This is a genomic window from Bradyrhizobium sp. SZCCHNR1093 (assembly GCF_032381175.1).
GTDB lineage: Bacteria > Pseudomonadota > Alphaproteobacteria > Rhizobiales > Xanthobacteraceae > Bradyrhizobium.
Genome location: NZ_JAUHJJ010000001.1, coordinates 433,794 through 460,434 on the forward strand (window position 1 = coordinate 433,794; position 26,641 = coordinate 460,434).

The 26,641-nt window shown below is 66.4% G+C and carries 23 protein-coding genes; 12 read left to right on the forward strand and 11 right to left on the reverse strand.

What is annotated here, in order from left to right; genetic code table 11:
* Nucleotides 1-26 precede the first annotated feature (26 nt).
* The 6 genes from QX070_RS02145 to QX070_RS02170 all read left to right on the forward strand — a co-directional run bounded on the left by QX070_RS02145 (nt 27) and on the right by QX070_RS02170 (nt 5,713).
* Nucleotides 27-284, forward strand: a complete 258-nt coding sequence (locus tag QX070_RS02145) for a hypothetical protein (RefSeq protein WP_315734417.1) — start codon at nt 27-29, stop codon at nt 282-284.
* 196 nt (nt 285-480) lie between these two features.
* A complete protein-coding gene (gene fba, locus QX070_RS02150) occupies nt 481-1,548 on the forward strand; it encodes a class II fructose-bisphosphate aldolase (protein ID WP_315734419.1) in 1,068 nt (355 codons plus the stop codon).
* Nucleotides 1,549-1,988: 440 nt separating this feature from the next.
* Complete coding sequence (locus QX070_RS02155) at nt 1,989-3,011, forward strand: class I fructose-bisphosphate aldolase (RefSeq protein WP_315734421.1); 1,023 nt, start codon at nt 1,989-1,991, stop codon at nt 3,009-3,011.
* Nucleotides 3,011-3,688 carry a thiamine phosphate synthase gene (locus tag QX070_RS02160; RefSeq protein WP_315734423.1) on the forward strand — a complete coding sequence of 226 codons (678 nt, stop codon included), beginning with the start codon at nt 3,011-3,013 and terminating at the stop codon, nt 3,686-3,688. The genes QX070_RS02155 and QX070_RS02160 overlap by 1 nt, the downstream gene beginning before the upstream one ends.
* Nucleotides 3,689-3,697: 9 nt before the next feature.
* Complete coding sequence (locus tag QX070_RS02165; protein ID WP_315734425.1) at nt 3,698-4,792, forward strand: tetratricopeptide repeat protein; 1,095 nt, start codon at nt 3,698-3,700, stop codon at nt 4,790-4,792.
* Between the two features lie 129 nt (nt 4,793-4,921).
* On the forward strand, nt 4,922-5,713 hold the full coding sequence (locus QX070_RS02170; RefSeq protein WP_315734428.1) for an inositol monophosphatase family protein: 792 nt from the start codon (nt 4,922-4,924) through the stop codon (nt 5,711-5,713).
* Nucleotides 5,714-6,081: 368 nt separating this feature from the next.
* On the opposite strand, the gene QX070_RS02175 is transcribed toward QX070_RS02170, so the two are convergent.
* From QX070_RS02175 to QX070_RS02200, 6 genes are all read right to left on the reverse strand, one after another.
* Nucleotides 6,082-7,131, reverse strand: coding sequence for an IS110 family transposase (locus tag QX070_RS02175; protein WP_315734430.1), 1,050 nt, complete (start codon nt 7,129-7,131; stop codon nt 6,082-6,084).
* 218 nt (nt 7,132-7,349) lie between these two features.
* Nucleotides 7,350-7,946 (reverse strand): hypothetical protein, encoded by a 597-nt coding sequence (locus QX070_RS02180; RefSeq protein WP_315734432.1) that lies wholly within the window; start codon nt 7,944-7,946, stop codon nt 7,350-7,352.
* A 369-nt stretch (nt 7,947-8,315) separates the two neighbouring features.
* On the reverse strand, nt 8,316-11,471 hold the full coding sequence (locus QX070_RS02185; RefSeq protein WP_315734434.1) for a multidrug efflux RND transporter permease subunit: 3,156 nt from the start codon (nt 11,469-11,471) through the stop codon (nt 8,316-8,318).
* 5 nt (nt 11,472-11,476) lie between these two features.
* Nucleotides 11,477-12,673 carry an efflux RND transporter periplasmic adaptor subunit gene (locus QX070_RS02190; protein WP_315734436.1) on the reverse strand — a complete coding sequence of 399 codons (1,197 nt, stop codon included), beginning with the start codon at nt 12,671-12,673 and terminating at the stop codon, nt 11,477-11,479.
* Nucleotides 12,674-12,954: 281 nt separating this feature from the next.
* Entirely contained in the window at nt 12,955-13,983 is a 1,029-nt protein-coding gene (locus QX070_RS02195; protein ID WP_315734438.1) for a cyclopropane-fatty-acyl-phospholipid synthase family protein, read from the reverse strand.
* 12 nt (nt 13,984-13,995) lie between these two features.
* A complete protein-coding gene (locus QX070_RS02200; RefSeq protein WP_315734441.1) occupies nt 13,996-14,808 on the reverse strand; it encodes a DUF1295 domain-containing protein in 813 nt (270 codons plus the stop codon).
* A 182-nt stretch (nt 14,809-14,990) separates the two neighbouring features.
* Here QX070_RS02200 and QX070_RS02205 point away from each other — a divergent pair, with 182 nt between their 5' ends.
* The 3 genes from QX070_RS02205 to QX070_RS02215 are packed head-to-tail and all read left to right on the forward strand — an operon-like array spanning nt 14,991 to nt 17,497.
* On the forward strand, nt 14,991-15,980 hold the full coding sequence (locus tag QX070_RS02205; protein ID WP_315734443.1) for a flagellar motor protein MotA: 990 nt from the start codon (nt 14,991-14,993) through the stop codon (nt 15,978-15,980).
* Nucleotides 15,981-16,022: 42 nt separating this feature from the next.
* A complete protein-coding gene (locus tag QX070_RS02210) occupies nt 16,023-17,051 on the forward strand; it encodes a peptidoglycan -binding protein (RefSeq protein ID WP_315734445.1) in 1,029 nt (342 codons plus the stop codon).
* Nucleotides 17,048-17,497, forward strand: a complete 450-nt coding sequence (locus tag QX070_RS02215) for a GNAT family N-acetyltransferase (protein ID WP_315734447.1) — start codon at nt 17,048-17,050, stop codon at nt 17,495-17,497. The genes QX070_RS02210 and QX070_RS02215 overlap by 4 nt, the downstream gene beginning before the upstream one ends.
* Before the next feature lie 203 nt (nt 17,498-17,700).
* On the opposite strand, the gene QX070_RS02220 is transcribed toward QX070_RS02215, so the two are convergent.
* A complete protein-coding gene (locus QX070_RS02220) occupies nt 17,701-17,901 on the reverse strand; it encodes a hypothetical protein (RefSeq protein WP_006614616.1) in 201 nt (66 codons plus the stop codon).
* A gap of 146 nt (nt 17,902-18,047) precedes the next feature.
* Entirely contained in the window at nt 18,048-19,904 is a 1,857-nt protein-coding gene (locus QX070_RS02225) for an ABC transporter ATP-binding protein/permease (RefSeq protein ID WP_315734450.1), read from the reverse strand.
* Between the two features lie 223 nt (nt 19,905-20,127).
* On the opposite strand from QX070_RS02225, the gene rpmE reads away from it, so the two are divergent.
* A complete protein-coding gene (gene rpmE / locus QX070_RS02230; RefSeq protein ID WP_015664357.1) occupies nt 20,128-20,355 on the forward strand; it encodes a 50S ribosomal protein L31 in 228 nt (75 codons plus the stop codon).
* A 156-nt stretch (nt 20,356-20,511) separates the two neighbouring features.
* Here rpmE and QX070_RS02235 read toward each other — a convergent pair whose 3' ends face one another.
* Both QX070_RS02235 and QX070_RS02240 read right to left on the reverse strand, forming a co-directional pair.
* Complete coding sequence (locus QX070_RS02235) at nt 20,512-21,024, reverse strand: DUF1465 family protein (protein ID WP_315713893.1); 513 nt, start codon at nt 21,022-21,024, stop codon at nt 20,512-20,514.
* A gap of 613 nt (nt 21,025-21,637) precedes the next feature.
* Nucleotides 21,638-21,829, reverse strand: a complete 192-nt coding sequence (locus QX070_RS02240) for a DUF1192 domain-containing protein (protein WP_315713892.1) — start codon at nt 21,827-21,829, stop codon at nt 21,638-21,640.
* Nucleotides 21,830-21,916: 87 nt separating this feature from the next.
* Here QX070_RS02240 and QX070_RS02245 point away from each other — a divergent pair, with 87 nt between their 5' ends.
* Both QX070_RS02245 and QX070_RS02250 read left to right on the forward strand, forming a co-directional pair.
* Nucleotides 21,917-22,915, forward strand: coding sequence for an NAD(P)H-quinone oxidoreductase (locus QX070_RS02245; protein WP_315734454.1), 999 nt, complete (start codon nt 21,917-21,919; stop codon nt 22,913-22,915).
* 169 nt (nt 22,916-23,084) lie between these two features.
* Entirely contained in the window at nt 23,085-25,964 is a 2,880-nt protein-coding gene (locus QX070_RS02250; protein WP_315734456.1) for an EAL domain-containing protein, read from the forward strand.
* A gap of 164 nt (nt 25,965-26,128) precedes the next feature.
* Here QX070_RS02250 and QX070_RS02255 read toward each other — a convergent pair whose 3' ends face one another.
* Complete coding sequence (locus tag QX070_RS02255; protein WP_315734458.1) at nt 26,129-26,608, reverse strand: MarR family winged helix-turn-helix transcriptional regulator; 480 nt, start codon at nt 26,606-26,608, stop codon at nt 26,129-26,131.
* Between the last annotated feature and the right edge of the window lie 33 nt (nt 26,609-26,641).

Genomic DNA, 26,641 nt, shown 5'->3' on the forward strand with positions numbered 1-26,641 from the left:
ATGGATGTTTCTGTTATGTTCCATCCATGGTCGAGACTCCGACAGAAGCTGTCCATTCGATCCTGATCAAGATCCAGGAGAGCATTGCTGCGCTCCGGACAGAGGTCGGACAGTTCAGGCTGGATAATCGAACCGAGCACGAGCGCATGGAAGCCTTGATCCGCAAGCAGCGTCGGGACTCTGCCGGCATGCTGGTGATGATGCGCGCGGCCGCCAGTGACTTCGACGAGCGTGTCACCGAGGTCGAGGAGCGCACCGCTGCTCTTGAAGCCAGGAAGACCTGATCTCCCATCGTTGAGCTACCGGCAACGCGCCAGCCCTACGCGCTAACCCTAGACATATCCTGACCGCCTCCTCCTCCGGGCTGCGTCGCCACTGCCCTTGGAATCCGCCCACCACCGCGTTATGCACGGTGCAGCAGTTTCGACGCGTGCGTCAGCCGCCGCACGGTCCAATCCTTAATCTCAGGGAGTTCCAGCCATGGCTCGTATCACGTTGCGTCAATTGCTCGACCACGCGGCGGAAAATGACTACGGCGTCCCGGCCTTCAACATCAACAACATGGAGCAGGCGCTGGCGATCATGGAGGCGGCCAATGCGGTCGACGCGCCCGTCATCATCCAGGCCTCGCGCGGCGCCCGCTCCTACGCCAACGACGTCATGCTCAAGCACATGATGGACGCGGTCGCCGAGATCTATCCGCACATTCCGGTCTGCGTGCATCTCGACCATGGCAACGAGCCCGCGACCTGCATGACCGCGATCCAGGCCGGCTTCACCTCCGTCATGATGGACGGCTCGCTGAAGGCCGACGGCAAGACCCCCGGCGACTGGGACTACAATGTCGGGGTGACCAAGGCCGTCACCAACATGGCGCATCTCGGCGGCATCTCGGTCGAGGGCGAGCTCGGCGTGCTCGGCTCGCTCGAGACCGGCATGGGCGACAAGGAGGATGGCCACGGCGCCGAGGGCAAGCTGTCGCACGATCAGCTGCTGACCAATCCCGACGAGGCGGTGAAGTTCGTGCGTGAGACCAAGGTCGACGCGCTCGCGATCGCGATGGGCACCTCGCATGGCGCCTACAAGTTCACGCGCAAGCCGGACGGCGACATCCTCGCCATGAACGTGATCGAGGAGATCCACCGCAAGCTGCCGAACACGCATCTGGTGATGCACGGCTCATCGTCGGTGCCGCAGGACCTTCAGGAGATCATCAATTCCTTCGGCGGTAAGATGAAGCCGACCTGGGGCGTGCCGGTCAGCGAAATCCAGCGCGGCATCAAGAACGGCGTGCGCAAGATCAACATCGACACCGACAACCGCATGGCGATGACCGGCCAGATCCGCAAGGTGCTCTCGGAGCACCCGGAAGAGTTCGATCCGCGCAAGTACCTGAAGCCGGCGATGGAGGCGATGGCCAAGCTGTGCAAGCAGCGCCTGCAGGAGTTCAACACCGCCGGTCAGGCTTCCAAGATCAAGCGCGTGCTGACGACCGCCGAGATGGCCAAGCGCTACGCCAAGGGCGAGCTCGATCCGAAGGTGGCGTGAGCGAGCAGCTCGCTCCGCACGGCATCGTTCGACACGCAATCTTAGCCGCGACGGCAGTGAGCTCCCCTCCCCCTTGCGGGGAGGGGTCGGGGGTGGGGGTCTCCGAGTGATCCTATCAGTGATGGGCTCGATAGCACGTGTCGGCGATCTTGCAGTTATGAGTTATGAGCGACACAGCGAAGGCCTGACCGCGCGCACCCCCATAGCGATTGACGAGGGACGATTGTAGACGCAACTCACTGAATTCAGCGCGCGTGGACCCCCACCCCCAACCCCTCCCCGCAAGGGGAGTCGGCTGCCTTTGACGCGACAGGTCGTCTGATCAGCAATCTCTCCTTCACCTCTGCGAGAGCCTGCCTTGGCTGTGGCCAATGTTTGCTCGGCATCCGCCCGAGAACCGTCTATTTTGATGGGCAGGGCAGGTGCGTCTGGAGCCAAGCATGAATCTCTCCGCACTGAACAGCACGGCCCTTGCCATGGTCACGCCGGGCAAGGGCATCCTCGCCGCCGATGAATCGACCGGGACGATCAAGAAGCGCTTCGATGCCATCAAGGTGGAATCGACCGAACAGAACCGCCGCGACTATCGCGAGATGCTGTTTCGCAGCGCAGGCATGTCGTTCATCTCCGGCGTCATCCTCTATGACGAAACCATCCGCCAGAACGCCGCCGACGGCACCCCGCTGGTGAAGCTGATCGAGGCGGCCGGCGGCATTCCGGGCATCAAGGTCGATGAGGGAACGCAGCCGCTGCCCGGCTGCCCCGGCGAGCGGGTCACGGTCGGCCTCGACAGGCTTGCGGATCGGCTGGCGACGTACTACGCGCTGGGTGCGCGCTTCGCCAAATGGCGGGCCGTGATCGATATCGACAAGGACAATATCCCTTCGATGACAGCGATCCATGTCAACGCGCATGCGCTCGGCCGCTATGCCGCCCTGTGCCAGGCCGCGAACATCGTGCCGATCGTCGAACCGGAGGTGCTGATGGACGGCGATCATGACATCGGTCGCTGCTTCGACGTCACGCGCCGCGTCCTGAACGAGGTGTTTCGTGAATTGCGCATCCAGCGCGTCGCGTTGGAGGGCATGATCCTGAAGCCCAACATGGCGGTCCCCGGCAAGCAGTCGCCGGACCAGGCCGGGGTGCAGGAGGTCGCCGAAAGGACCGTCCAACTGCTGAAGGAATGCGTGCCCGCGGCGGTGCCCGGCATCGCCTTCCTGTCCGGCGGACAATCGGACGAGAGTGCCACCGCGCATCTCGACGCGATGAACCGGCTCGGGCCGCTGCCCTGGAGGCTGACCTTCTCCTATGGCCGCGCGCTGCAGGCGGCGCCGCAACAGGCATGGGCCGGCAAGGCGGCGAACGTCCCCGCCGGCCAGCGGGCCTTCACCCACCGCGCTCGCATGAATGCGCTTGCAAGCCGCGGCCAGTGGACCGCAGCGCTCGAGAAAGAGGCCGCATAGTGTCCGGCAAGACGACTTCCGCGCGGCCCGCACCGCGCCTCTATCTGGCAACGCCGGTCGTGACCGATGCGGCGGCGCTGGCCGCCGGCCTGCCGGCGATCCTCGCCAACGCCGATGTCGCGGCGGTGCTGGTGCGGCTGAAGGAGAGCGATCCGCGCAGCATGATCACGGCGGTCAAGACGCTGGCGCCGGCGATCCAGGGCGCCGGTGCGGCGCTGCTGATCGACGGACATCCCGACATCGTCGCCCGCGCCGGCGCCGATGGCGCGCATCTGACCGGCGTCGCTGCGCTGGAGGAGGCGCTGCCGGGGCTGAAGCCGGACCGCATCGCCGGCGGCGGCGGCCTGTCGACACGCCATGATTCGATGCGTGCCGGCGAACTCGGCGCCGACTATGTGCTGTTCGGCGAGCGCGATGCGCAGGGACGGCGGCCCTCGCCGGATGCCGTCAACGAGCGCCTCGCCTGGTGGGCGGAGCTGTTCGAGCCGCCCTGCGTCGGCTATGCGATCTCGCTCAAGGAAGCCACCGACTTCGTCGCGGCCGGAGCCGATTTCGTGCTGGTCGACGACCTCGTCTGGAACGACGCCCGCGGTCCCGCCGCGGCGCTTGCAGAGGTCAGCACCGCGATCAGGAGCGCATATGCGGCCGCGCCGGCCGACGCGCCGGGACAGAGCTGAACGGGGCCGATGACGATCCTGCGCCTGACATGTGTTGTTGCTGCGCTCGCCATGGCGATGACGGGCGCGGCCGCGCAGATCTCGTTGACGCCGCCGGCTCTGCAGCCGCCGACGGAAAAGCCCAAGCCGATCGAACGGCCGGCGGAGAAGGCGGCTGAGAAGCCCAGGCCGCCGGCACCGCCCGCGGCAAAGAAGCCGGCCCCTTCCCCCTCCGGCAAGCCGGCGGCTCCTGCACCGGCCACGACGCCGCAGCCCGCCGCCAATGATCCCAATGTCGACCTGGTCTACGGCGCCTATCAGCGCGGCCAGTACAAGACCGCCTTCGACCTGGCGTCGCCGCGCGCCCAGGCCGGCGATCCCAAGGCCATGGCGATGCTCGGCCAGCTCTACGAAAACGCCATGGGCATCCGCCGCGACTACGACAAGGCGGCGATCTGGTACAAGCGCGCCGCCGAGGCCGGCGACCGCGAGGCGATGTTCGCGCTGGCGATGATGCGGCTGGCGGGGCGCGGCGGCCCGATCGACAAGCCGGACGCGGTGAAGCTGCTCGCTTCCGCCGCCAAGCTCGGTGAGCCCAAGGCCGCCTACAATCTCGCTTTGCTCTATCTCGACGGCCAGACCCTGCCCCAGGACCTCAAGCGCTCGGCCGAACTGCTGCGCATGGCGGCCGACGCCGGCAGTCCCGAGGCGCAATATGCGCTGGCGACGTTCTACAAATCGGGCACCGGCGTCCCGCAGGACCCGGAGAAGGCCGCCCGCCTGCTGCAGGCCGCCGCGATCGCCGACAATGTCGACGCCGAGGTCGAATACGCCATCGCGCTGTTCAACGGCACCGGCGTGCCGAAGGACCAGCCCGCGGCCATCGCGCTGCTGCGCCGGGCCGCGCGGCAGAACAGCCCGCTCGCCCAGAACCGGCTGGCATGGGTGCTGCTGTATGGAATCGCCACCCAGATGGACAAGGTCGAGGCCTACAAATGGCACCTGGTGGCCAAGACGGCCGGCAAGGGCGATCCCAAGCTCGACGAGAAATTCGCCGACATGCCCCCTGAGGACCGTGCCAAGGGCGAGCAGGCCGCCAAGCGCTGGCTGGGCACCATCAAGTGATCGGCCGCTGATCCGGCCTTGACGCGGCGGCCCCGGCAGGGCACCCACAGCCAGCCATTTCACCCGCCTTCGTCCGCTTCCGGGGAAGGCGCGCACCGCAAGGTGCGGTCAGCCCAGCGCATCGAGCTCATGATCCATTCCGCCCTCATCAACGTCATGGTCAAGGCCGCGCGCCGCGCCGGTCGCAACCTCAAGCGCGATCTCGGTGAGATCGAGCACCTGCAGGTGTCGCTGAAGGGGCCAGCGAACTTCGTCTCGCGCGCCGACAAGAAGGCCGAGGAGATGCTGTACGAGGATCTCTCCAAGGCCCGTCCCGGCTACGGCTTCATCGGCGAGGAAGGCGGCAAGCGGGAAGGCAGCGACAAGTCGCACACCTGGATCGTCGACCCGCTCGACGGCACCACCAATTTCCTGCACGGCATCCCGCAATTCGCGATCTCGATCGCGCTTCAGCGCGAGGACACCGTGATCGCCGGTGTGATCTACAATCCCGCCAATGACGAGCTCTACATCGCCGAGCGTGGCAAGGGCGCGTTCCTCAACGACCAGCGGCTGCGCGTCGCCGCACGGCGCCAGCTCCACGAATGCGTCATCGCCTGCGGCCTGCCGCATATCGGCCGCGGCGACCACCAGCTGTTCCTGCGCGAGATGACCTCGCTGCAGGTCAAGGTCGCCGGTCTCCGCCGCTTCGGCGCCGCCTCGCTCGACCTCGCCTTCGTCGCGGCGGGGCGCTTCGACGCCTATTGGGAGCGCGATCTGCAACCCTGGGACATCGCCGCCGGCTTGATCATGGTGCGTGAGGCCGGTGGCACCGTTTCCGGTATCGACGGCAAGGAGGACGCGCTGGCCACCGGCCACGTCGTGTGCGGCAACGAGGTCATTCACCGCGAGCTGGTGAAGGTGCTGAAGGCGGCGGCGTAGTTCGAGCCTACGATCGGGTCTCAGTCTGCACTCTGCGGGCCTGGCGCGAGCTCTGGCCTCACACATCGTGTCCGTCCCGGCCTTGAGCCGGGACCCATATGTGGACGGCCTCCGTGGCACAAGAGTTTCGTTGAGGTTCGACCAGATCGCTTGCATCCATATGTTCGGCCTTCGGGTGCGGCCTGTGGGGCCGCTGGCCAAGATGGTTTCCGCGACACGAGTTCCAATCAGCCACGCGACCTTCTCGGCCAATGGGTCCCACGGATTTGCCCGCATCTCGGTTCGATCGATCGCACCATCTCCTCTGCTCTTGCAGCTCCGGTTCGGCCGGTGGGATAGACCTCCGGTCGGCCGAATCCTTTTGTTTGTTACGCGGCGGCCGCTACGGGGGCCTTCGCCAAGCCAACCAGTCGCGCGCCATCAAAGGTCTCTCCCGTCGTCATCAGCTTCCACGCGATACGGGCGATCTTGTTGGCGAGCGCAACCGCGGCAAGCTTGGCCGATTTGCGCTTCAACAGCTCAATGAGCCAGGCGGGCCCCTGTCCCTTCGTCTTGGCCACCTTGACCACCGAGGTTGCGCCCACCACGAGCAGCTGACGCAATCGCTCGTCACCGGCACGTGTGATCTTACCGAGCCGGGTCTTTCCTCCGGTCGAATGATCCCTGGGCGTGAGGCCCATCCAGGCTGCGAACAGCCGACCAGAGCGGAAGGCATGAGGATCGGGCGCCTTCATCACCAGCGCAGCGGCGGTGACGGGGCCAACACCCGGAATCTGTGCCAGACGCCGGCTCAAGGCATTGGCGCGGTGCCAGGCCAGAAGCTTGGCCTCGATCGTCTTCAGTTCCTCCTGCACCCGTGCATATTCGCGAGCCTGCATCGCAAACAGCTCCCGCGCCTGCTCTGGTACGCTGTCGTCCTGTTCGATGCTGGTCAGCAACGAGGCGAGCTTGTCGAGCCCTCTGGCCACAGTCAGGCCGAACTCCGCCGCATAACCACGGATCATGTTGCTCAGCTGGGTGCGACGGGCGACCAGTTGCTCGCGCACACCCAGCAGCATCAAGGCGGCCTGCTGCTCCGCCGTCTTGACCGGCACATAACGCATCCGCGGTCGGCTCGACGCCTCGCACAATCCCTCTGCGTCTCGCCCATCGTTCTTGTTGCGAGTGACATAGGGCTTCACCAGCTGCGGCGCGATCAGCTTGACGGTATGGCCCAGCTTGCCGAGCTCACGCGCCAGATGGTGGGCTGCGCCGCACGCCTCCATCACCACCACCGTCGGCGGCAACTTGGCAAAAAAGTCCAGCATTGCCTTGCGCGTCAGCCGCTTGCGCAGAACCACGCTCTCCGACGCGTCCACTCCATGCAGTTGAAAAATATACTTCGACGTATCCAGCCCAATGCGGATAATCTGGCTCACGGACGGCTCCCAAGTATGAGACTTCGACAACCTCATTCTGGCACAACTGATGCCGTAGGGGGCCGTCCACACCATCAGCCACCGGCTCTCGTGCCTGAGCAAGACCGGTCGACCAGCGTGCCTCAAACCTCTCCCTGGGGGTATGGGTCCCGGATCGGCGCGCGCGTGCCGCGCGCTTGTCCGGGACGACACCGGGGGTGTCGTTTGGTTGCCGGGCTCTACCGCCGCCCGCTGGTGAACGCCTGGGGCGTTGCGCCCGGCAGCGCCGGCGAATTGATGTCGCTGTCGATGCGGTCGGACGACTGGCCGGCATAGCTGAAGCCGAGCGACAGGCTGACATTGGACGTCGGCTTGAACTCGACGCCGCCATTGATGGCGTAGGCCGGAGTCGAGGTCGAGCGCGAATCGAACGTGGCGAACGGGCCGCCGAGGCCGGGATTGTATTTCAGCGCCTCGAAGCCGCCGTAGACACTGACGCCGCTCTTGAAGGTGTAGCCGTATTGCGCGCCTTCGGTCGTGTACGAGCCGAGCGAGCCGTAGCGATTGACGATGTTCGAGCTCAGGCCGACGCCAGTGAGCGCCGACCAGTTGTTCGCCACGCTGTAGCGCCGCGCGAAGAAGCCGCTGTCGCTGCCGTTCGTCGTGAAGCTCGGAAAGTTGCCGTAGGAGTCGAGGCTGCCGGCATCGCTGAAGCCGACCGGCCAGCCCGGCAGCCAGTATTTCACGGGGCCAGACTGGGCGTGAGCCCCGGGAGCGCCGAGGCAGAGGCCAGCCAGCAGAAACGCGAAAGCCAATTTGCGTGGGAACATCGACATGCCGTTACCGCTTCACGTCGGCGGATCATACACGCGGAGAGTGGCGAACTCCAGACAGAGAGGGGATTTCGAGCGCGGCCGCGAAGCCGGTGCGCTCCCCTCCCCCTTGCGGGGAGGGGTCGGGGGTGGGGGTCCACGAGTCACGCTCGATGTGATGACCCACCGCCCAATTCATGTGTGCGCAGTCGGTCCGCTACAGATCGTGCGCTTCGCACCGATGTCCGCTGACTGACTCTTGAACGGAGCATGCCACGACGTTCGGCGTTCGGCGCCCCCCACCCCCAACCCCTCCCCGCGAGGGGGAGGGGAGCAGACCGGCCGCGCGGCAGGATGTCGGCACAATCCTCCGGACAGACCATTCATGATCGCCTACGACTTCGCCGGCGCCGGTGGCCCATAGGCCTCACGCTCCGCCACCGGCTCCGTCTTCTCCCGATCGCCTGCGAGCACGCGCTGCACCGAGACGAAGAACACCGGCACCATCAGCAGCGCCAGGATCACCACCGCGATCATGCCGCCCATCACGTTGGTGCCGAGCGCCTGCTGGCTGGCGCCGCCGGCGCCCGTCGCCATCGACATCGGCAGCACGCCGCAGACGAAGGCGAGGCCGGTCATGATGATCGGGCGGAAGCGCAAGGAGCAGGCCTCGATCGTCGCCGCGACCAGCGGCTTGCCGTGGGCGCGCAGGTCCTTGGCGAACTCGATGATCAGGATCGCGTCCTTGGCGGCGAGTCCGATGATGGTGATCAGCGCCACCGTGAAGTACACGTCGTTGGACAGGCCGCGCAGATTGGCGGCGACGACGGCGCCGAGGATGCCGAGCGGCACGGTCAAGAGCACCGCGAGCGGGATCGTCCAGCTTTCGTAGAGCGCGGCCAGGCACAGGAACACCACCAGTGCCGACAGGCCCAGCAGCAGCGGCGCCTGCGAGCCCGACAGCTTCTCCTGCAGCGACTGTCCGGTCCATTCATAGCCGAAGCCGCGCGGCAGCTTGCCGGCGAGCCGCTCCATCTCCTTGAGGGCATCGCCCGAGGTGTAGCCCGGCTTGGCCTCGCCGGAGATGCGGATCGCCGGATAGTAGTTGAAGCCGGCGATCTGGCTCGGTCCCCTGGCCCATTGGATCGTCGCGAACGACGAGAACGGCACCAGCTGTCCCTTGGCGTTCTTGACGCTGTAGTTGAGGATATCGTCTGCGTTCATGCGGCTGATGCGATCGGCCTGCACCACGACGCGCTGCATGCGGCCGCGGTTGGGGAAGTCGTTCACGTAAGTCGAGCCGAGATTGGTCGAGATCGTGTTGTTGATGTCCTCGAAGGTGACGCCGAAGGCGCCGGCCTTCTCGCGGTCGATCATCAGATTGACCTGGGGTCCCGGCGGCAGGCCTTCGACATAGACCTTCTGCAGCACCGGGCTGGCATTGGCCTCCGCGATCAGCTGGTCGGCGGCGGCGGTCAGCGCGGCATAGCCCTTCTGGCCGCGGTCCTGCAGGCGGAAGCTGAAGCCCGAGGAGTTGCCGAGATTGTCGATCGGCGGCGGCTGCAGCGCCGTGATCTTGGCGTCGCGCAAGCCGGCGAGATCGCGGTTGATGTCGGCGACCAGCGCCGCGGCGCCGTCACGCTTGCCGCGCTCCGACCAGTCCTTCAGCGAGATGAAGGCCTGGGCGGTGTTGACGCCCTGGCCGGCATAGCTGAAGCCGGTCAGGAAGGTGACGTTCTCGATCCCTTCGCGCTTGGCGAGATACTTCTCGACCGCCTCGACGGCCGCCTGCGTCCGCGCATAGGAGGAGTCCGCCGGCGTCTGCACGTCGGTGGTGATGAAGCCCTGGTCATCGACCGGCAGGAAGCCGCCCGGCAGCCGGATGAAGGCGAAGGTCAACCCGACCAGGAAGATCGCATAGATCAGCATCAACCGTCCGGTGCGCTTCAGCGCACCGCCGACCACGCCGGCGTAGCGGTTGCGGCTGTTGTCCATGAAGCGGTTGAACCAGCCGAACACGCCCTTCTTCGCATGGCCGTGGCCGGCCGCGACGGGCTTCAGCAGGGTCGCGCACAGCGCCGGGGTCAGCGACAGCGCCAGCAGCGCCGAGAAGCCGATCGCGGCGACCATGGTGACCGAGAACTGCCGGTAGATGATGCCGACCGAGCCGGGGAAGAACGCCATCGGCACGAACACCGCCATCAGCACCAGGGTGATGCCGATGATGGCGCCGGTGATCTGGCCCATCGCCTTGCGCGTCGCCTCCTTCGGCGACAGCCCCTCCTCGGTCATGATGCGCTCGACGTTCTCGACCACGACGATGGCATCGTCGACGAGGATGCCGACCGCGAGCACCATGCCGAACATCGTCAGCATGTTGATGGAGTAGCCGACCAGCATCAGCGTCGCGCAGGTGCCGAGCAGCGCCACGGGGACGACGATGGTCGGGATGATGGTGTAGCGGATGTTCTGCAGGAACAGGAACATCACCACGAACACCAGCACCACGGCTTCGACCAGGGTCATCAGCACCCGCTTGATCGAGGCTTTGACGACCGGCGTGATGTCGTAGGGGATTTCATAGCTGATGTTGGACGGGAAGAAGCGCGACAGCTCCTTCATCTTGGCCTCGACCGCGCTCGCGGTCGCCAGCGCATTGCCGGTCGGCGACAGCAGCACCGAGAGACCCGCGGTCGGCTTGCCGTTGAGGCGGGTGTTGAACTGATAGCTCAGGCCCCCGATCTCGATGCGGGCGACGTCGCGCAGCCGGACCGTCGAGCCGTCGGCATTGGCGCGCAGGATGATCGATCCGAACTCGTCGGGCGAATCGAGCTGGCCCTTGACCAGCACCAGCGCCGAGGTGCGCTGCGAGGTCGTCGCGGGCTCGGCGCCGATGCTGCCCGAGGCGACCTGCGCGTTCTGCGCGCCGATCGCCTTGGTGACGTCGTCGGCGGTGAGGCCGTAGCCGACCAGCTTGGCCGGATCGAGCCAGACGCGCAGCGAGCGCTCGGTCGAATACAGCGTGGCGCGGCCGACGCCGGGAATGCGCCGGATTTCGCCGAGCACGTTGCGGATCATGAAGTCGCCGAGGCCGACCTCGTCGAGGCTGCCGTCGGTCGACTGCAGCGTGATGATCTGCAGCACCGCGGCGGAGGCTTCCTCGACCAGGATGCCCTGCTGGATGACGGCGCGCGGCAGCCGCGCCTCGACACGCTTGAGGCGGTTCTGCACCTCGACCGAGGCGTCGTTGGTCGACGTGCCCGGCACGAAGTTCGCGGTGATCTCGACCTGGCCTAGCGAATCGCTGGTGGATTCGAAATTGAGAATGCCGGAAGCGCCGTTGAGCTCCTCCTCGATGAGCCGCGTCACGCTGTTGTAGAGGTTCTCCGGCGATGCGCCGGGATAGCTCGTCGAGATCGAGATCGAGGGCGGCGCGATGATCGGATATTGCGCCACCGCCAGCAGCGGAATCGCGATCGCGCCGATCAGGCAGATGAACAGCGCGACGACCCAGGCGAAGATAGGCCGGTCGATGAAGAAGCTCGGCATGCGACTTACCGCGTCGCCGACTTCGATTCGAGCTGCGTCGCGGCGCTGACCTCGGTCCAGACCTGCGGCGCGACCCTGTCGCCGGCGGCGAACTTCTGGAAGCCGTCGACCACGACCTTGTCGCCGGCGCGCAGACCGTCGGTGATCAGCACCAGGCCATCCTGGGTCGGACCGGTGCGGACCGGCCTGGCGATCGCGCGGTTGTCGTCGCGGATGACGTAGACCTCGGACCCCCCGGCCGCGTTGCGCTGCACCGCCTGCTGCGGCACGCCGACGGAGTCGCTGTCGATGCCCTGCTCGATGCGGACGCGGACATACATGCCCGGCAGGAGCTCGCGCTTCGGATTGGCGAACTCGCCGCGCAGCGTGACCTGACCGGTGGCGGCATCGACCTTGGCGTCGGAGAACAAGAGCTTGCCCGGGATCGAATACGGCGTGCCGTCGTCGAGCACGAGACGGACCTTGATCGCGTCGGGCGAGATCTGGTCGAGGTCGCCCGACTCGAACGCCCGGCGCAGGCGGTTGAGCTCGCTCACCGACTGGGTGAAGTCGGCATAGATCGGATCGAGCTGCTGGATCGTGACCAGCGAGGTCTCGTTCTGGACCGCGATGGCGCCCTCGCTGACCTGGGCCGCGCCGACGATGCCGTCGATCGGCGCGCGCACGGTCGCATAGTCGAGATTGAGCTGGGCACGCGCGAGATCGGCCTTGCGGGCCTCGATGTCGGCCGCGGCTTCGCGCTCGCTCGCGACCGCCTTCTCCTGCTCGACCTCGGGCGCAGCGCGCTCCTTGAACAGCAGGGCGATGCGGCGCGCCTGCTGCACCGCGCGCTCATGCACCGCCTCGGCCTTGGCCAGCGCCGCCCGGCTCGACAGGATCTCCACCTCGAACGGTTTCGGATCGATGCGATAGAGCGGATCGCCCGCCTTGACCTCGCTGCCCTGGCGGAACAGCCGCTCGACGATGATGCCCGAGACGCGCGGACGGACGTCGGAGACGCGGGTCGGCGCGATGCGGCCGGGCAGCTCGCGCACGATCGCTCGCGCCTTCTGCTCGACGGTCACGATGCCGACGTCGGGGATGACGATCTGCTCATTGGCGGAGGCCTGAGCCTGGATGGGGTCGTTACAGCCGGCCAGCAGCGGCGCGGCGGCCGCGAGCATCAATGCACTGCTGACCAGCGACGCGCGAAAACGAGACATGGGTGGAGGAGCCCCTCAATGATGATGAAAACCGGTCGACCGGATGGCCCAGTCATGGCGCCATTCTGGCGCTCGCCTTGCCTGCAACATAGAAAAGAGCTGCTGCGACGCAACGCGGAACCCGGGCGGCTTGATGTCACACGAACTACGTGACTGATAGATCAAGATTTTTTTGGACTCACCTAATTGTGAGTGCTTTGTGGCAGCAGGTTCCCCGCAGAATCCGCACAGCGAAACGCGAATCTCCTTCGGAGCTGCGGCATCCCGCCGCAGCGAACAAATTAGTTCGCCGGCCGCAGGCGGTAGTGACTGACGCCCCATTCACGGCCTTCGTCGTGCCCGAACAGACCCGCGGTGGCGAGGAAGAACCAGCGCCAGCGGCGCATCCACAGCGCCGTGTCGTCGCCATAGACGGGCTGCAGCACCTGCAGGATGCGGTTGTAGTCGGCATCGAAATTGGCGAGCCAGTCCCGTGCCGTGCGCTGATAATGCGTGCCGCTCCAGCACCATTCCTTCTCGACCGCGAACAGATCCGCGTACTGCCGGATCAAGGTGTGGCTCGGCATGATGCCGCCGGTGAAGAAGTGCCGCGCGATCCAGTCCTCGCGATCGTTGCGGTCGAACAGGTAGGATCCGGTGCGGTGGGTGAAGATGTGCATGAACAGGCGGCCGTCCGGCGCGAGCCACGATCTGACCCGCGACAGCAGCTCGCGCCAGTTCATCATGTGCTCGAACATCTCCACCGAGACGATGCGATCGAACTGCGCGTCGGGAGCGAACCCGTTCATGTCGGCGGTGATGACCCGCAAATTGAGCAGGCCGCGCGCGGCCGCCATCTCCTCGATCGCGCGGCGCTGCGAATGGGAGTTCGACACCGCCGTGATCTTCGCATGCGGGAACTGCCGGGCCATGAACAGCGACAGCGAGCCCCAGCCGCAGCCGAGCTCGAGAATGCTCTGGCCGTCCTGCAGATCGGCATTGGCGACGGTCTGGCGCAGCGCCTCCTCCTCCGCCTCCTGCAGGGTGGAGACCGGCTCCTTGTAGAAGCAGCAGGAATATTTGCGGTTCGGCCCGAGCACGCGGGCGAAGAACGCCGCCGGCACCTCGTAGTGCTGGCTGTTCGCCGCGTCGGTATGCTCGGCGATCGGGCGCATCGTCAGCACGCGGGCGAACTCTGCATCACCCATTGCATCGGCCCCGCCCAGCCGCGCCGCGGTGCGTGCGCACAATTCGGAGATCGCTGAGCGGACGACGGCGTCAGGCAGCGGCACACGCTCGGCGGCGCCGATGATGGTCGAGATGAAGCTCATGCAGTGGCTCCGTTACTTCGTAAAAGGATTTGGCGGCAGGGGAAAGAACGCGCTGGTGCGCGCCTGGTAGGCCCGGTAGCGATCGCCGCGCGAGCGCAGCATCTGCTGTTCCAGCGGCGGGATGCCGGTGACGTGGACCAGGATCCAGTACATGAACAGCGGCGCGAGCAGGCTGGCGAAGCCCCACGGATGATCGAATGACAGCGCGATGACCGGGTAGGACAGCCAGCACACCCATTCGAAGAAATAGTTGGGATGGCGCGACCAGCGCCACAGGCCGACGTCGCACACCTTGCCCTTGTTGGCGGGATCGGCGCGGAACGCCTTGAGCTGAGCGTCGGCGACGCCCTCGCCGGCGATGCCTGCGAACAGCACGAAGATGCCGAGATAGTCCTGCAGACGCAGCTCGGCGGCCGGCGCATGGGCCGCGACGAACATCGCGAACACCAGCGGGATCGAGCCCCAGGCCTGCTGCTGCAGGAACAGGAACATGCGCCGCGGTGCGGCCGCGCCCCATTGCCGGGCAAACTCCGCATAGCGCGGGTCGTCGGACATGCCGCGGCTGCGTGCCGCGACATGGCCGCCGAGCCGCAGCGACCAGACCGCCACCAGCACCGCGACCAGCCACTGCCGTGCGTTGGGGGCCGCGCCGCCGGCGGGCCAGATCGCGCCGGCGGCGCCGACCAGCCCGACGGAAAATGTCCAGATCGTGTCGACCCAGCCGGAGTTGCCGCTGCGCTGCTGCACGACCCAGGCGAGCCCCATCAGCACCGACATCGCCGCGGCCATCGCCAGGAGCGCTTGCAGATATTCAACGACGGTCATGACAAAGCCAGGGCGTTCCCGCTAGATATGAGCCACGGGACTAACTACGCCGCGGATGCCCGCCGGTTTCAGCCATAGTTCCGCGCAGGGGACGGGGATTGCGCCGATCGCGGCTTTTTTCCCGCTGCTGCTGTGCCATAGTGGATTTCAGGGACCGGTCCCCGCAACGGATGTCATCGACAATGCCTCAAGGCTCCCCTTCCCGCTCCGCGATGGACGTCGAAATGACCAAATTGTCCTCGCCCCGGATCTTCCTGGTGCGGATGCTGGTCTTCCTGGTGCTGTGCGCGCTGGTCGGCGTCGTGCTCTACAAGCAGATCATCATGGCGTTCTTCGCCAATCCCGGCCTCAACGCCCTGATCGGGGCGGTGCTGCTGATCGGCGTCATCCTGTCGTTCCGACAGGTGGTCCGGCTCTATCCGGAAGTGTCCTGGGTCAACAATTTCCGCATCGCCGATCCCGGCCTGGCGGTGCCTCGTCACCCGGTCCTGCTGGCGCCGATGGCCGCCATCCTCGGCCGCGAGCGCTCGGGGCGGATGTCGATCTCACAGCAGACCATGCGCCATCTGCTCGACTCGATCGCTACGCGCCTGGACGAGGCCCGCGACATCTCCCGCTACATGACCGGCCTGCTGGTGTTCCTCGGCCTGCTCGGCACGTTCTGGGGCCTGATCGAGACGGTCGGCTCGGTCGGCAAGGTGATCGAGGGCCTCAAGGTCGGCGGCGACGCCGGCGCGCTGTTCGATACGCTGAAGGGCGGCCTTGCCGCGCCGCTGGGCGGCATGGGCATCTCGTTCTCGTCCTCGCTGTTCGGCCTCGCCGGCTCGCTGATCCTCGGCTTCCTCGACCTGCAGTCGAGCCAGGCGCAGAACCGCTTCTATACCGACCTGGAAGACTGGCTCGCGGGCACCGTGCGCGAATATGGCGGGACGGGCGATACCGGGGCCGATCTCTCGGTCGCCATCGAGCGGCTGCGCACCGCCATGGAGGACGGCTCGAACCGCGGCGCCACCGCGGCGATGGCCAACCTCGCCGAGGCGATCCAGGGGCTGGTCGGGCACATGCGCACCGAGCAGCAGATGATCCGCGAATGGGCCGACGGCCAGGGCGAGCAGAACCGCGAGATCAAGCGGCTGCTGGAGCGGCTCGCGCGGCAGACCGAGAAGAGTTGAGCTGCTCCACCGGCCTGCCGAAGACGAACTAGGAGACGCTGAATGGCGCTTGCCCGTACCCGCCGTGGAGATTCCGGCCTCAACTACTGGCCGGGCTTCGTCGACGCGCTGTCGACGCTGGTGCTGTCGATCGTGTTCCTGCTGACCGTGTTCCTGGTGGTGCAGTTCTTCCTGTCGCAGGAGGTCACCGGCAAGGACAAGGCGCTGGAGCAGCTCAACGCCAAGATCGCGCAGCTCAACGAGATGCTGTCCCTGGAGAAGCTCGGCAAGCTCTCGCTGGACGACCAAGTTGCGCAACTGCGCGCCGGGCTCGCAAGCGCCGAAGCCGAGCGCGACCGCGTCAAGGGCCTCTATGACGGGCTCGCCAATGCCGGCAGCAATGCCGCCGGCCGCGCCAACGAGCTCAACCGGGCACTCGACTCCGAGAAGCAGGTCACGGCGCGGGCGCTGGCCCAGATCGAGGTGCTCAACCAGCAGATCAGCGCACTGCGCCGCCAGCTCGCCGCGCTCGAGGATGCGCTCGATGCCTCGGAGAAGCGCGACAAGGAATCGCAGAGCCGCATCGCCGATCTCGGCTCGCGCCTCAACGTCGCGCTGGCACAGCGGGTGCAAGAGCTGACCCGCTACCGCTCGGAGTTCTTCGGCCGGCTGCGCGCCATCCTCGGCAACCGTCCCGACATTCGCGTCGTCGGCGACCGCTTCGTGTTCCAGTCCGAGGTGTTCTTCGACACGGGGCAAGCCACCCTGCTGCCCGAGGGCCAGCAGGAGCTGAACTCGGTGGCAACGGCGCTGGTCGATCTCGACAAGCAGATCCCCGCCGAGATCTCCTGGGTGCTGCGGGTCGATGGCCACACCGACGTTCGTCCGATCAACAGCCCGGTGTTCAAGTCGAACTGGGAATTGTCCTCGGCGCGCGCCATCTCGGTGGTACAGTATCTGATCTCGCTCGGCGTGCCTGCCCAGCGCCTGGTCGCGGCCGGCTTCGCCGAATTCCAGCCGCTCGACCCCGCGAATACCGAGGATGCCTTCCGCCGCAACCGGCGCATCGAGCTGAAGCTGACGGAGCGGTGACGTCGACCTCCACCCTGCGCCCCTATCGCGCCGAGGACGAGGACGCGGCGATCGCGTTGTGGGAGGAGACGTGGCAGCTCGCCTATCCCGCCATCGATTTTGCCGCGCGCGTTCCATGGTGGCGTGAGCGCTGGCGAAATGAGCTGGTGCCGAAGGCGGACGTGATCGTCGCCGAGACGGAGGGGGCGCTTGCCGGCTTTGTCACGATCGATGCGTCAGGCTATCTCGATCAGCTCGTGCTCTCGCCCCGGCACTGGGGCTCGCCGCTCGCCACGCAGCTGGTCGACGCCGCCAAGCGGCGCTCTCCGGGCGGCATCACGCTGCTGGTGAACAAGGACAACGCCCGCGCGATCAGCTTCTACAAGCGCAACGGCTTCCTGGAGGCCGGCGAGGACGTCAATCCGACCTCAGGGCGTCCGGTGCTGCGGATGGCGTGGACGCCTTAGGCACTGCCACCCCGGATCGCGGGCCATATCCACCGCTGTCGTCCCGGACAACCGAGCGCAGCGAGGGCAGATCCGGGATCCATACGCCGCGGCAGAGGTTTTGCGACGAGTGGGTGTCCCTGGCATTCGGGCGCCAAACATCGGTCTGTGGTTATGGGCCCCTGCGTTCGCAGGGGCGACACCGAGGGTGCAGCGATCAGCAACTACACGCCGCGAAACAGCACGCCGATCGTCAACACCACGAACGCAATCGCCAGCGCATCGAAGGCGTGCGCGGCCGACAGCAGCGGCACCGAAGCGTGCATGTAGTGCGCGAGCATCGCGACGAGGGCGAGCACCAGCGCGATTGCGAAGATCACAAAGGAGGGCGGCGTGAGGGCAAAACTGCCACGACGATAAGGCATGTCCGTTGCTCCTGTTAGGACCAGGCACGCCTGCTACGAGCGGCGCGCCATCTGTTCCGGCAGGGAACGTACAAGGCGGGAGAAAGGTTGCAGGGTCGGGAACGAGAATTCGAGGGTGTTCCCGGCCGTCCACGGTGTTGCAGGAACTACACGCCCTCGAACTGCAGCCGGGCCAGCCGCGCATAGAGACCGTTGGCCGCAACCAGCGACGTGTGGGTGCCCTGCTCGACGATGCGGCCGCGGTCCATGACCAGGATGCGGTCGCAGGACAGCACCGTGGCGAGGCGATGCGCGATCACCAGGGTGGTGCGGTCCTTCATCAGCCCCTCGAGCGCAGTCTGTACCAGCGTCTCGCTCTCGGCGTCGAGCGCCGAGGTCGCCTCGTCGAGCAGCAGCAGCGGCGCATCGCGCAGGATGGCGCGCGCGATGGCGATGCGCTGGCGCTGGCCGCCCGAGAGCGTGACGCCGCGCTCGCCGAGCGAGGTGTCGAAGCCGTTCGGCAAGCGGCGGATGAATTCGCTGGCATGAGCGAGATCGGCGGCGCGCTCGACCTCGGCGTCGGTCGCCTCGGGCCGGCCGAAGCGGATGTTCTCACGCGCACTGGCGGCGAACACCACGGATTCCTGCGGCACCAGCGCGATGCGCTCGCGCATCTTGCGCGGGTCGGCCGCGCGCACCGGCACACCGTCGAATGAGATCGAGCCGGACGCGGGATCGTAGAAGCGCAGAAGCAGATGGAACAGCGTGCTCTTGCCGGCGCCGGAGGGGCCGACGATTGCGACCTTCTCACCGGCGCGAATGGAGAACGACACGTCCTCGAGAACGCGGACGTCTGGGCGACCCGGATAGGCGAAGCTGACCCGCTCGAAGCCGAGGTCGCCACGCGCCGGCTCCGGCATCGGGCGCGGCTGCGCGGGCGCCGTGATTTCCGGCTGCACGTGCAACAGCTCGAACAGCCGCTCGGCCGCGCCGGACGCCGCCGACACTTCGCCCCAGACCTCCGAGAGCTGGCCGAGCCCGGCGGCCGCGAAGGCCGCGTAGAGCACGAACTGACCGAGCCGGCCGGCGCTGATGGCACCGGTCAGCACGTCGTGCGAGCCGACCCAGAGGATCGCGACGACGCTGGAGAACACGATGAAGATGATGATCGCGGTGAGCACGCCGCGCGCCTGGGTCGAGACCCGCGCCGCCTCATAGGCCTGCTCGACCTCGCCGCCGAAACGCGCCGCCGCGAGCCTCTCGCTGGTATAGGCCTGCACCGTCCTGATCGAACCGATCAGCTCGGACGCATAGGCCGAGGCGTCGGCGAGCGTGTCCTGGGCGTTGCGTGACAGCCGCCGGACCCAGCGCCCGAACGCCACCAGCGGCAGCACGATCAGCGGGATCGCCAGCAGCACGAAGCCGGACAGCTTAGGGCTCGTGATCACCATCATTGCGGTGGCGCCGATGAACAGCAGCAGATTGCGCAGCGCGATGGACACGGAGGCGCCCGCCGCCGATTTGATCTGGGTGGTGTCGGCGGTGAGCCGCGACACCAACTCGCCGGAGCGCGCGGAATCGAAGAACGACGGCGACAGCGACATCAGATGCGCGAACACGTCGCGCCGGAGATCGGCGACGATGCGCTCGCCGATCGTCATGACGAGGTAGTAGCGGGCCGCGCTTGCCAGCGCGAGCACCGCCACGACGGCGATCATGACGCTGAAATAGCTGTTGATCAGTTCGATGCCTTTCGGCGTGAAGCCGAAATCGATCATGCGGCGGACCGCGATCGGCACCAGCAGCGTGGTCAGCGCCGCGACCGTGAGCGCGATCAGCGCCAGGAGGGCGCGGCCGCGATAGCGCAGGACATAGGGAGACAGCGCCAGCAGCGGGCGCAGCTTCGAGCGCCGCACAGGGCTTGCCGGCTCGGCCAATGCCTCGACGGCCGCAACGGCATCTCCGACCGGATCCTGCCCTGGGGCAGCGCCCTGCCGCTCGTCAAGCCGTTCCACTACGCTCATGGGCCACCTGAGAATTCTTCCAAATACCGATCTGCCGTCCTGATAGGCCTGCCGGGCCGGGCTTGGCAAATCCGGAAACGTACCAAGGTGTTCATCCGCGACCTTGGCTTGTTTTGGGCAGAACCTTGGGCTATAGAGCCCGGCAATTGTCCCCCTTCAGTGACGACAGGATCAGGCGCGGCCGCGCCGCATCATGTCTTCGCATCGTGCCGTAGGATCAGCCATGAAAGCCGACATTCACCCGAATTATCATACGATTACGGTCGTGATGACCGATGGCACCGAGTACCAGACCCGCTCGACCTGGGGCAAAGAGGGCGACAAGCTCAACCTCGACATCGACCCCAAGTCGCACCCGGCGTGGACCGGCGGCACCCAGCAGCTGATGGATCGCGGCGGCCGCGTCTCCCGCTTCCAGAAGAAGTTCCAGGGCTTCCTCAAGAAGGATTGATGCCTTCTTGCCCCGGTACCGGCCTTCCTGGCCTGCGCCTGATGGACTGCTCACAGCAAAACGCCCCCGGAGACGGGGGCGTTTTTGTTTCTGGGCTGGTCGCAACGAGACCTTCGGCTGGGGGAGCGGCCCGGCGGGGCCGCCCGATGCCGGGGCCTACTGCTCGAACGCGGCCTTCAGCCGGTTGAGATGCGGCACCAGCGGATTGCCGATCGCGCTCTGGTCCGGCGGCGGGGAATGAATGGTCGAGTCGAGCCGGCGGACCCGCACCTGCAGGCTCATCGAGCGCGAGATCAGGCTCTGCAGCTGCTGCGGCAGCTTCTCCAGCAGATCATCCGGCCCGGGATCTGCAGCGGTCAGCTTGACCTTGGTCTTCTCGCGGTTGGCCTGGCTCAGGGTCATCTCGCCCTCCTTCACCGCGCGGTGCAGGAGCAGCCAGGACGCCAGTTGCATCAGGCGGGTGGTGAGACGCATGCTCTCGGTCGCGTAGGTCAGGCTGACGGCGCGGTCGAGCGCCTTGGCCTCGTTGCGGCCGTCGCCATCGAGATAGGCGGCGGTCTCCTCGACCAGATCCATGCCTTCCCGGAACAGCGCGCCGAATGCAGCAGAATTGGTGAGCCGCTCGTTGAACTGAACCAGAGCGCCATCGCCCAGCAAACGGTCCGACATGGTTAACGCCTCTTAAACGCGACTGTTTACGCAACCCGGCAACGACGCCGGTATGATGAACAAATCATTGCGCGGCCGGTTTCGAGAGTCCAGCAGCAACGCCTTTTATGGTTTCCACGGCGTGGGCCATGCCGTGCCCTCGTACCATTTGCGACTGCAACACGGCCGATCGCGGCCGAGTCGCACGATCAGCTCAACTAGCAACCATGATCACGGCAATAGTTTGCAGTCGTCGAACGAGGGTCGTCACGCCTGCCGCGGCGCACAGGATTTTCGCGCGCGACCTGCTGGCGACCGAAGACCGGCACGGGCGCAATGAGCAGACACGACGTTCGTTCCACGATCGCCGCCTGCGCATGGGGGAGCGCGCCAAGGACGACCGCCCGGTTCGCCCGGCTCGGCGCGGGCGCAAAAAAAGAGCCGCCGTTTCCGGCGGCTTTGAAGTTGATAACAGGGAGGCGTCAAACAGAGTGGACAGGAGCCACTCGGTGTCCAAACGAGGACGGTTTCGGTTGTAAACGCGAAAGCTTAATCAACCGTAAATGGCGAAAATTTTTCAATCTTCGTTAGCCATGTCGGCCACTGGCCGACCGTGTTTCTACGGCCGCGAGGTTCACGACTTGAAGATGCTGGCGGCGGCATCACGCGAGGCGCGCTTTTTCGCCACCGCCTGCTCGATGCGCTCGATCTCGGCGCGGAGCAGCGCCACCCGGCTGGTCAGCTCCTCGACCGACAGCATCGACAGATCCTGCCCGATCTCGTGCGAAACGGCCTTGCGCGGCCGATCGTCGTCCTCGTTCGCCATCTCACCCTCCTCCCGGTTGCCAGCCATGCCCCGGCTGGCTTAAGCACGCGGCAGCACCCGCTTTCAGCCCTCGCCGAAGGATTTCTCATGGAACAGCTGCCCGCGCAAATGACCGTGGTCGCCATCAGCCAGCCGGGCGGACCCGAGGTGCTCAAGCCGGAAACCCGGCCCGTGCCCAAGCCCGGCCCCGGCGAGATCCTGATCAAGGTGAAGGCCGCCGGCGTTAACCGTCCCGACGTCGCCCAGCGCTCCGGGAGCTATCCGCCGCCGCCCGGCGCCAGCGACCTGCCGGGGCTGGAAGTGGCCGGGGAGGTCGTGGCCCTCGGCGAGGGCGCCGTCCGGCACAAGCTCGGCGACACCGTGATGTCCCTGGTCGCCGGCGGCGGCTACGCGCAATATTGCATCGCACAAGATGCGCAGGCGATGGCGGTCCCCTCCGCGCTCTCAATTCTGGAAGCCGGCGCTCTGCCCGAGACCCTGATGACGGTCTGGCACAACGTGTTCGAGCGCGGCGGCCTCAAGCAGGGCGAGACCCTGCTGGTCCATGGCGGCTCTTCCGGCATCGGCACCATGGCGATTCAGCTCGGCAAGGCGTTCGGCGCCAAGGTGCTGGTCACCGTCGGCTCGCAGGACAAGGCCGACGCCTGCGTCAAGCTCGGCGCCATCAGAGCCGTCAACTACAAGACCGAGGATTTCGTCGCCGTGGTCAAGGAGGCGACCGGCGGCAAGGGCGCCAACGTCATCCTCGACATGGTCGGCGGCGACTATATCGAGCGCAACTACGACGCCGCGGCGACCGATGGCCGCATCGTCCAGATCGCCTTCCTGGGTAGCCCGAAGGCGACCGTCAATTTCGTCAAGCTGATGGTCAAGCGCCTGACCCATACCGGATCCACGCTGCGCCCGCGCAGCAACGCCGACAAGGCGGCGATGGTGGCGGCGATCGAGGCCAAGGTGATGCCGTTCCTGCGCGAGGGCCGCATCAAGCCGCTGATGGACTCGACCTTTCCCCTCGTCGACGCAGCGAAAGCGCACGCACGCATGGAGACGAGCCAACATATTGGCAAAATTGTGTTGGAAATCTAGGTGCAGTCTAAACAGAGCGTGTTTGGAAACTCTTTGATTTTCCTCGCTTTCGTGCCAATGATCGCGCACATCTGAACCGTGCCTGGAACGGCTCCAATTAGCCCGGCGACGACCTCTTTCGATTTGGCTTGTTTCGCTTTGAATTGGTGTCGAACGCGGAGATTTGACATTGCGTCTGATCAGGTGCCTCGCGTCGTTGGCGGCGCTGGGCCTCGTGATGTGTGGTGCCGCTGCCCCCGCTCAGGCCGTTGACGCCGTCAGCGTTCGCAGCGACGCGCCTGCGATCGACCTCACGGGCATCCTCGATCATCAGCGCAGCGAGAACGACCGCATCCAGGTCTCGACCGCGCCCGGCACCGACGGCATCGTCCGCCGCATCGAGGTGCGGGCGCGCGAGGGCGGCCAGAACTGGATCGTGTTCGCACTGGCCAACAACACCGACGACCAGCTCGATCGCCTGATCGTGGCACCGCACTACCGCGTGGTCGGCTCCGGCGTGCTGTGGCCCGATCTCGGCCTGTCGCGCATCGCCACCATCACGCCCTCGGTCGGCGACCTGCCGGAGCGGCAGGAGAGCCCGACCGCCGACGTCTTCCGCGTCACCCTCGATCCCGGCTCGGTCGTCACCTTCGTGGCCGAGCTGCGCACGGACAAGCTGCCGCAGCTCTATCTGTGGGAGCCCGAGGCCTACAAGGACAAGGTCAACTCGTTCACGCTGTACCAGGGCATCGTGATCGGCATCTCCGGGCTTCTCGCGCTCGTGCTCACGATCCTGTTCGTGGTCAAGGGCAGCATCATGTTCCCGGCGGCCGCGGCGCTGGCCTGGGCGGTGCTGGTCTATATCGGCGTCGACTTCGGCTTCTGGGGCAAGGTCCTGGACATGTCGAACAATGCCGAGCGCGTCTGGCGCGCCGCTGGCGAGGCGATCCTGGCGGCGACCCTGCTGGTGTTCCTGTTCGCCTATCTCAATCTGTCGCGCTGGCACGTCCGCTATTCGCACATCACGCTGGGCTGGCTATTTTTCCTGGGCTCGCTGGTCGCCGTAGCGCTGTTCGACCCGGCGGTGGCCTCGGGCATTGCGCGGATGTCGCTGCTCTTGATCGCCGTGCTCGGCTTCGCGCTGATCGTCTATCTCTCCAGCCACGGCTTCGACCGCGCGGTGCTGCTGATCCCGACCTGGTTCCTGCTCACGGTGTGGGTCGCCGCCGCCGGCATGACGGTCGCAGGTCAGGTCACCAACGACATCGTCGGCCCGGCCCTGCTCGGCGGCCTCGTGCTGATCGTGATGCTGATCGGCTTCACCGTGATGCAGCACGCCTTCGCCGGCGGCGGCGCCACCACCGGCATCGTCTCCGACGTCGAGCGCCGCGCGCTGGCCCTGGCCGGCTCCGGCGACCTGATCTGGGACTGGGACGTCTCCGCCGACAAGGTGTTCACCAGCCCGGAGACCGAGAGCCTGCTCGGCCTGAAGCGCGGCACGCTGGAAGGCCCGGCCGCGAAATGGCTCGAGGTGCTGCATCCGCTCGATCAGGACCGCTTCCGCGCCGCGCTCGACAGTGTCCTCGACCAACGCCGCGGCCGCCTGGTGCAGGACTTCCGGCTGCGCACGCCCGACGGCCATTTCATGTGGTTCGCGCTGAAGGCGCGCCCCGTGGTCGGCTCGGACGGCGAGGTCTCGCGCGTGGTCGGCACGCTCACCGACGTGACCGAGTTCAAGAATGCCGAGGAGCGCCTGCTCCACGATTCCGTGCACGACAATCTGACCGGCCTGCCCAACCGCAAGCTGTTCATCGACCGTCTCGCCGCCGTCGCCAATTTCGCCAAGTCGATGCCGGCGATGCGGCCGACCCTGATGGTGATCGATCTCGACCGCTTCAAGCAGGTCAACGACTCTGTCGGCATCGCGGTCGGCGATTCCATCCTGCTGACCCTGGCGCGGCGGCTGTCGCGCATCCTCAAGCCCCAGGATACGTTGGCCCGGCTCGCAGGCGATCAGTTCGGCCTGATCCTGCTGTCCGAGCAGGACCCCGCCCGCATCACCGCCTTCGCCGAGACCATCCGCAAGACCATCCGCGCGCCGATCGCCTTCAACGAGCGCGAGATCTTCCTGACCGCCTCGATCGGCCTTGCTCTGTCCGACCCGCAGACGCAGCTGTCGGAGGACATCATCAAGGATGCGGAGCTTGCGATGTATCACTCCAAGCGCATCGGCGGCGACCGCATCGACGTCTACAAGCCGGCGATGCGGGCGCGCAAGAACGACCGCCTGACCTTGGAGAGCGAGCTGCGCCGCTCGATCGAGCGCCAGGAGATCACGATCCTGTACCAGCCGATCGTGCGGCTGGAGGATCGCTCGATCGCCGGCTTCGAGGCCTTGGCGCGCTGGGATCATCCGAAGCTCGGGCGGATGTCACCGATCGAGTTCATCACCATCGCCGAGGAGATCGGCCTGATCGTCGATCTCGGCACCTTCGTACTCGACCAGACCGCGCGCCAGCTCTCGGTGTGGCAGCGCGCGACGCGGCTGCGCGAGCCGATCTTCGCCAGCGTCAACGTCTCCTCGCGCCAGCTCCTGCGCCACGACCTGATCCACGACATCCGCTCGGTGCTGGCCCGCTCCTCGGTCGCGCGCGGCTCGCTCAAGATCGAGCTGACGGAATCGCTGGTGATGGAGAACCCGGAGCACGCCGCGCAGATGCTGACGCGCATCCGCGAGCTCGGCGTCGGCCTGTCGATCGACGATTTCGGCACCGGCCATTCCTCGCTCGCCTATCTGCAGCGCTTCCCGTTCGACACCTTGAAGATCGACCAGTCGTTCGTGCGCACCACCGCGCGCGGCACGCGGCCGGTGATCCTCAAATCGATCATCGCGCTGGCGCACGATCTCGGCATGGACGTGGTGGCGGAAGGCGCGGAGACCGACTCCGATGCCGTCGAGCTCTATCAGCTCGGCTGCGAATACGCCCAGGGCTACGCCTTCGGCGAGCCGATGGACGCCGACGCCGCGATGCGGCTTCTCACGGAAGAGCGGCTGGAAGCGGCGAGCTGAGAGCTGCAATGCATCCAGCATGGCAGCAGCCTCAGGATGCATCTTTCATTTTGCTTCGTTTGAGGTAGAGTTACCGCGGTACCGCGTAAAGGGTGCCGTGTGAGTGATGACCAATGCGTGCTTGCGGGGCAGAAGGCTCGCGACATGGCCCGTTCGCGACGAGCCTAGTCCGTCTCGAACTGCGACAGCGCCGTGAGCGCGCGGCGATAATTGTCGCCCCCGAGCCGGCGTGCCACCCGCTTCTCGTGCGCGGCGACCAGTGCATTGGCCTTCTTGAGAATCATGCGGCCACGCGGCGTCAGGCCGAGCGCATGGGCCCTGCGGTCGTGCTCGGAGCGTTCGCGCACGATCAGCCCGGCCTGCTGCAGGTCGTCGAGCAGCGCGACCATGCGCGCGCGCTCGATGCCCAGCGCGCCCGCGATCGCGATCTGCGTGGCGCCGGGATTGGCCGCGATCGTCTCCAGGATCGAATAGAGGATGACGTCGAGGTCGACGGCCGCGAGCGCGGCGTTGACGTCGCGGAAGATCCAGTGCTGCAGGCGGCGGACGAAATAGCCGAGATGGCTCTCGAGCTCACCGAGACCGATCCCGGAAACCCGGCTGGCTGAGTCTCGCTGCGCTCCGGCGCTCGCGCTCTTGGGCATGCTGGCTCGCTGACATGAAGCATCCCTGCCTAG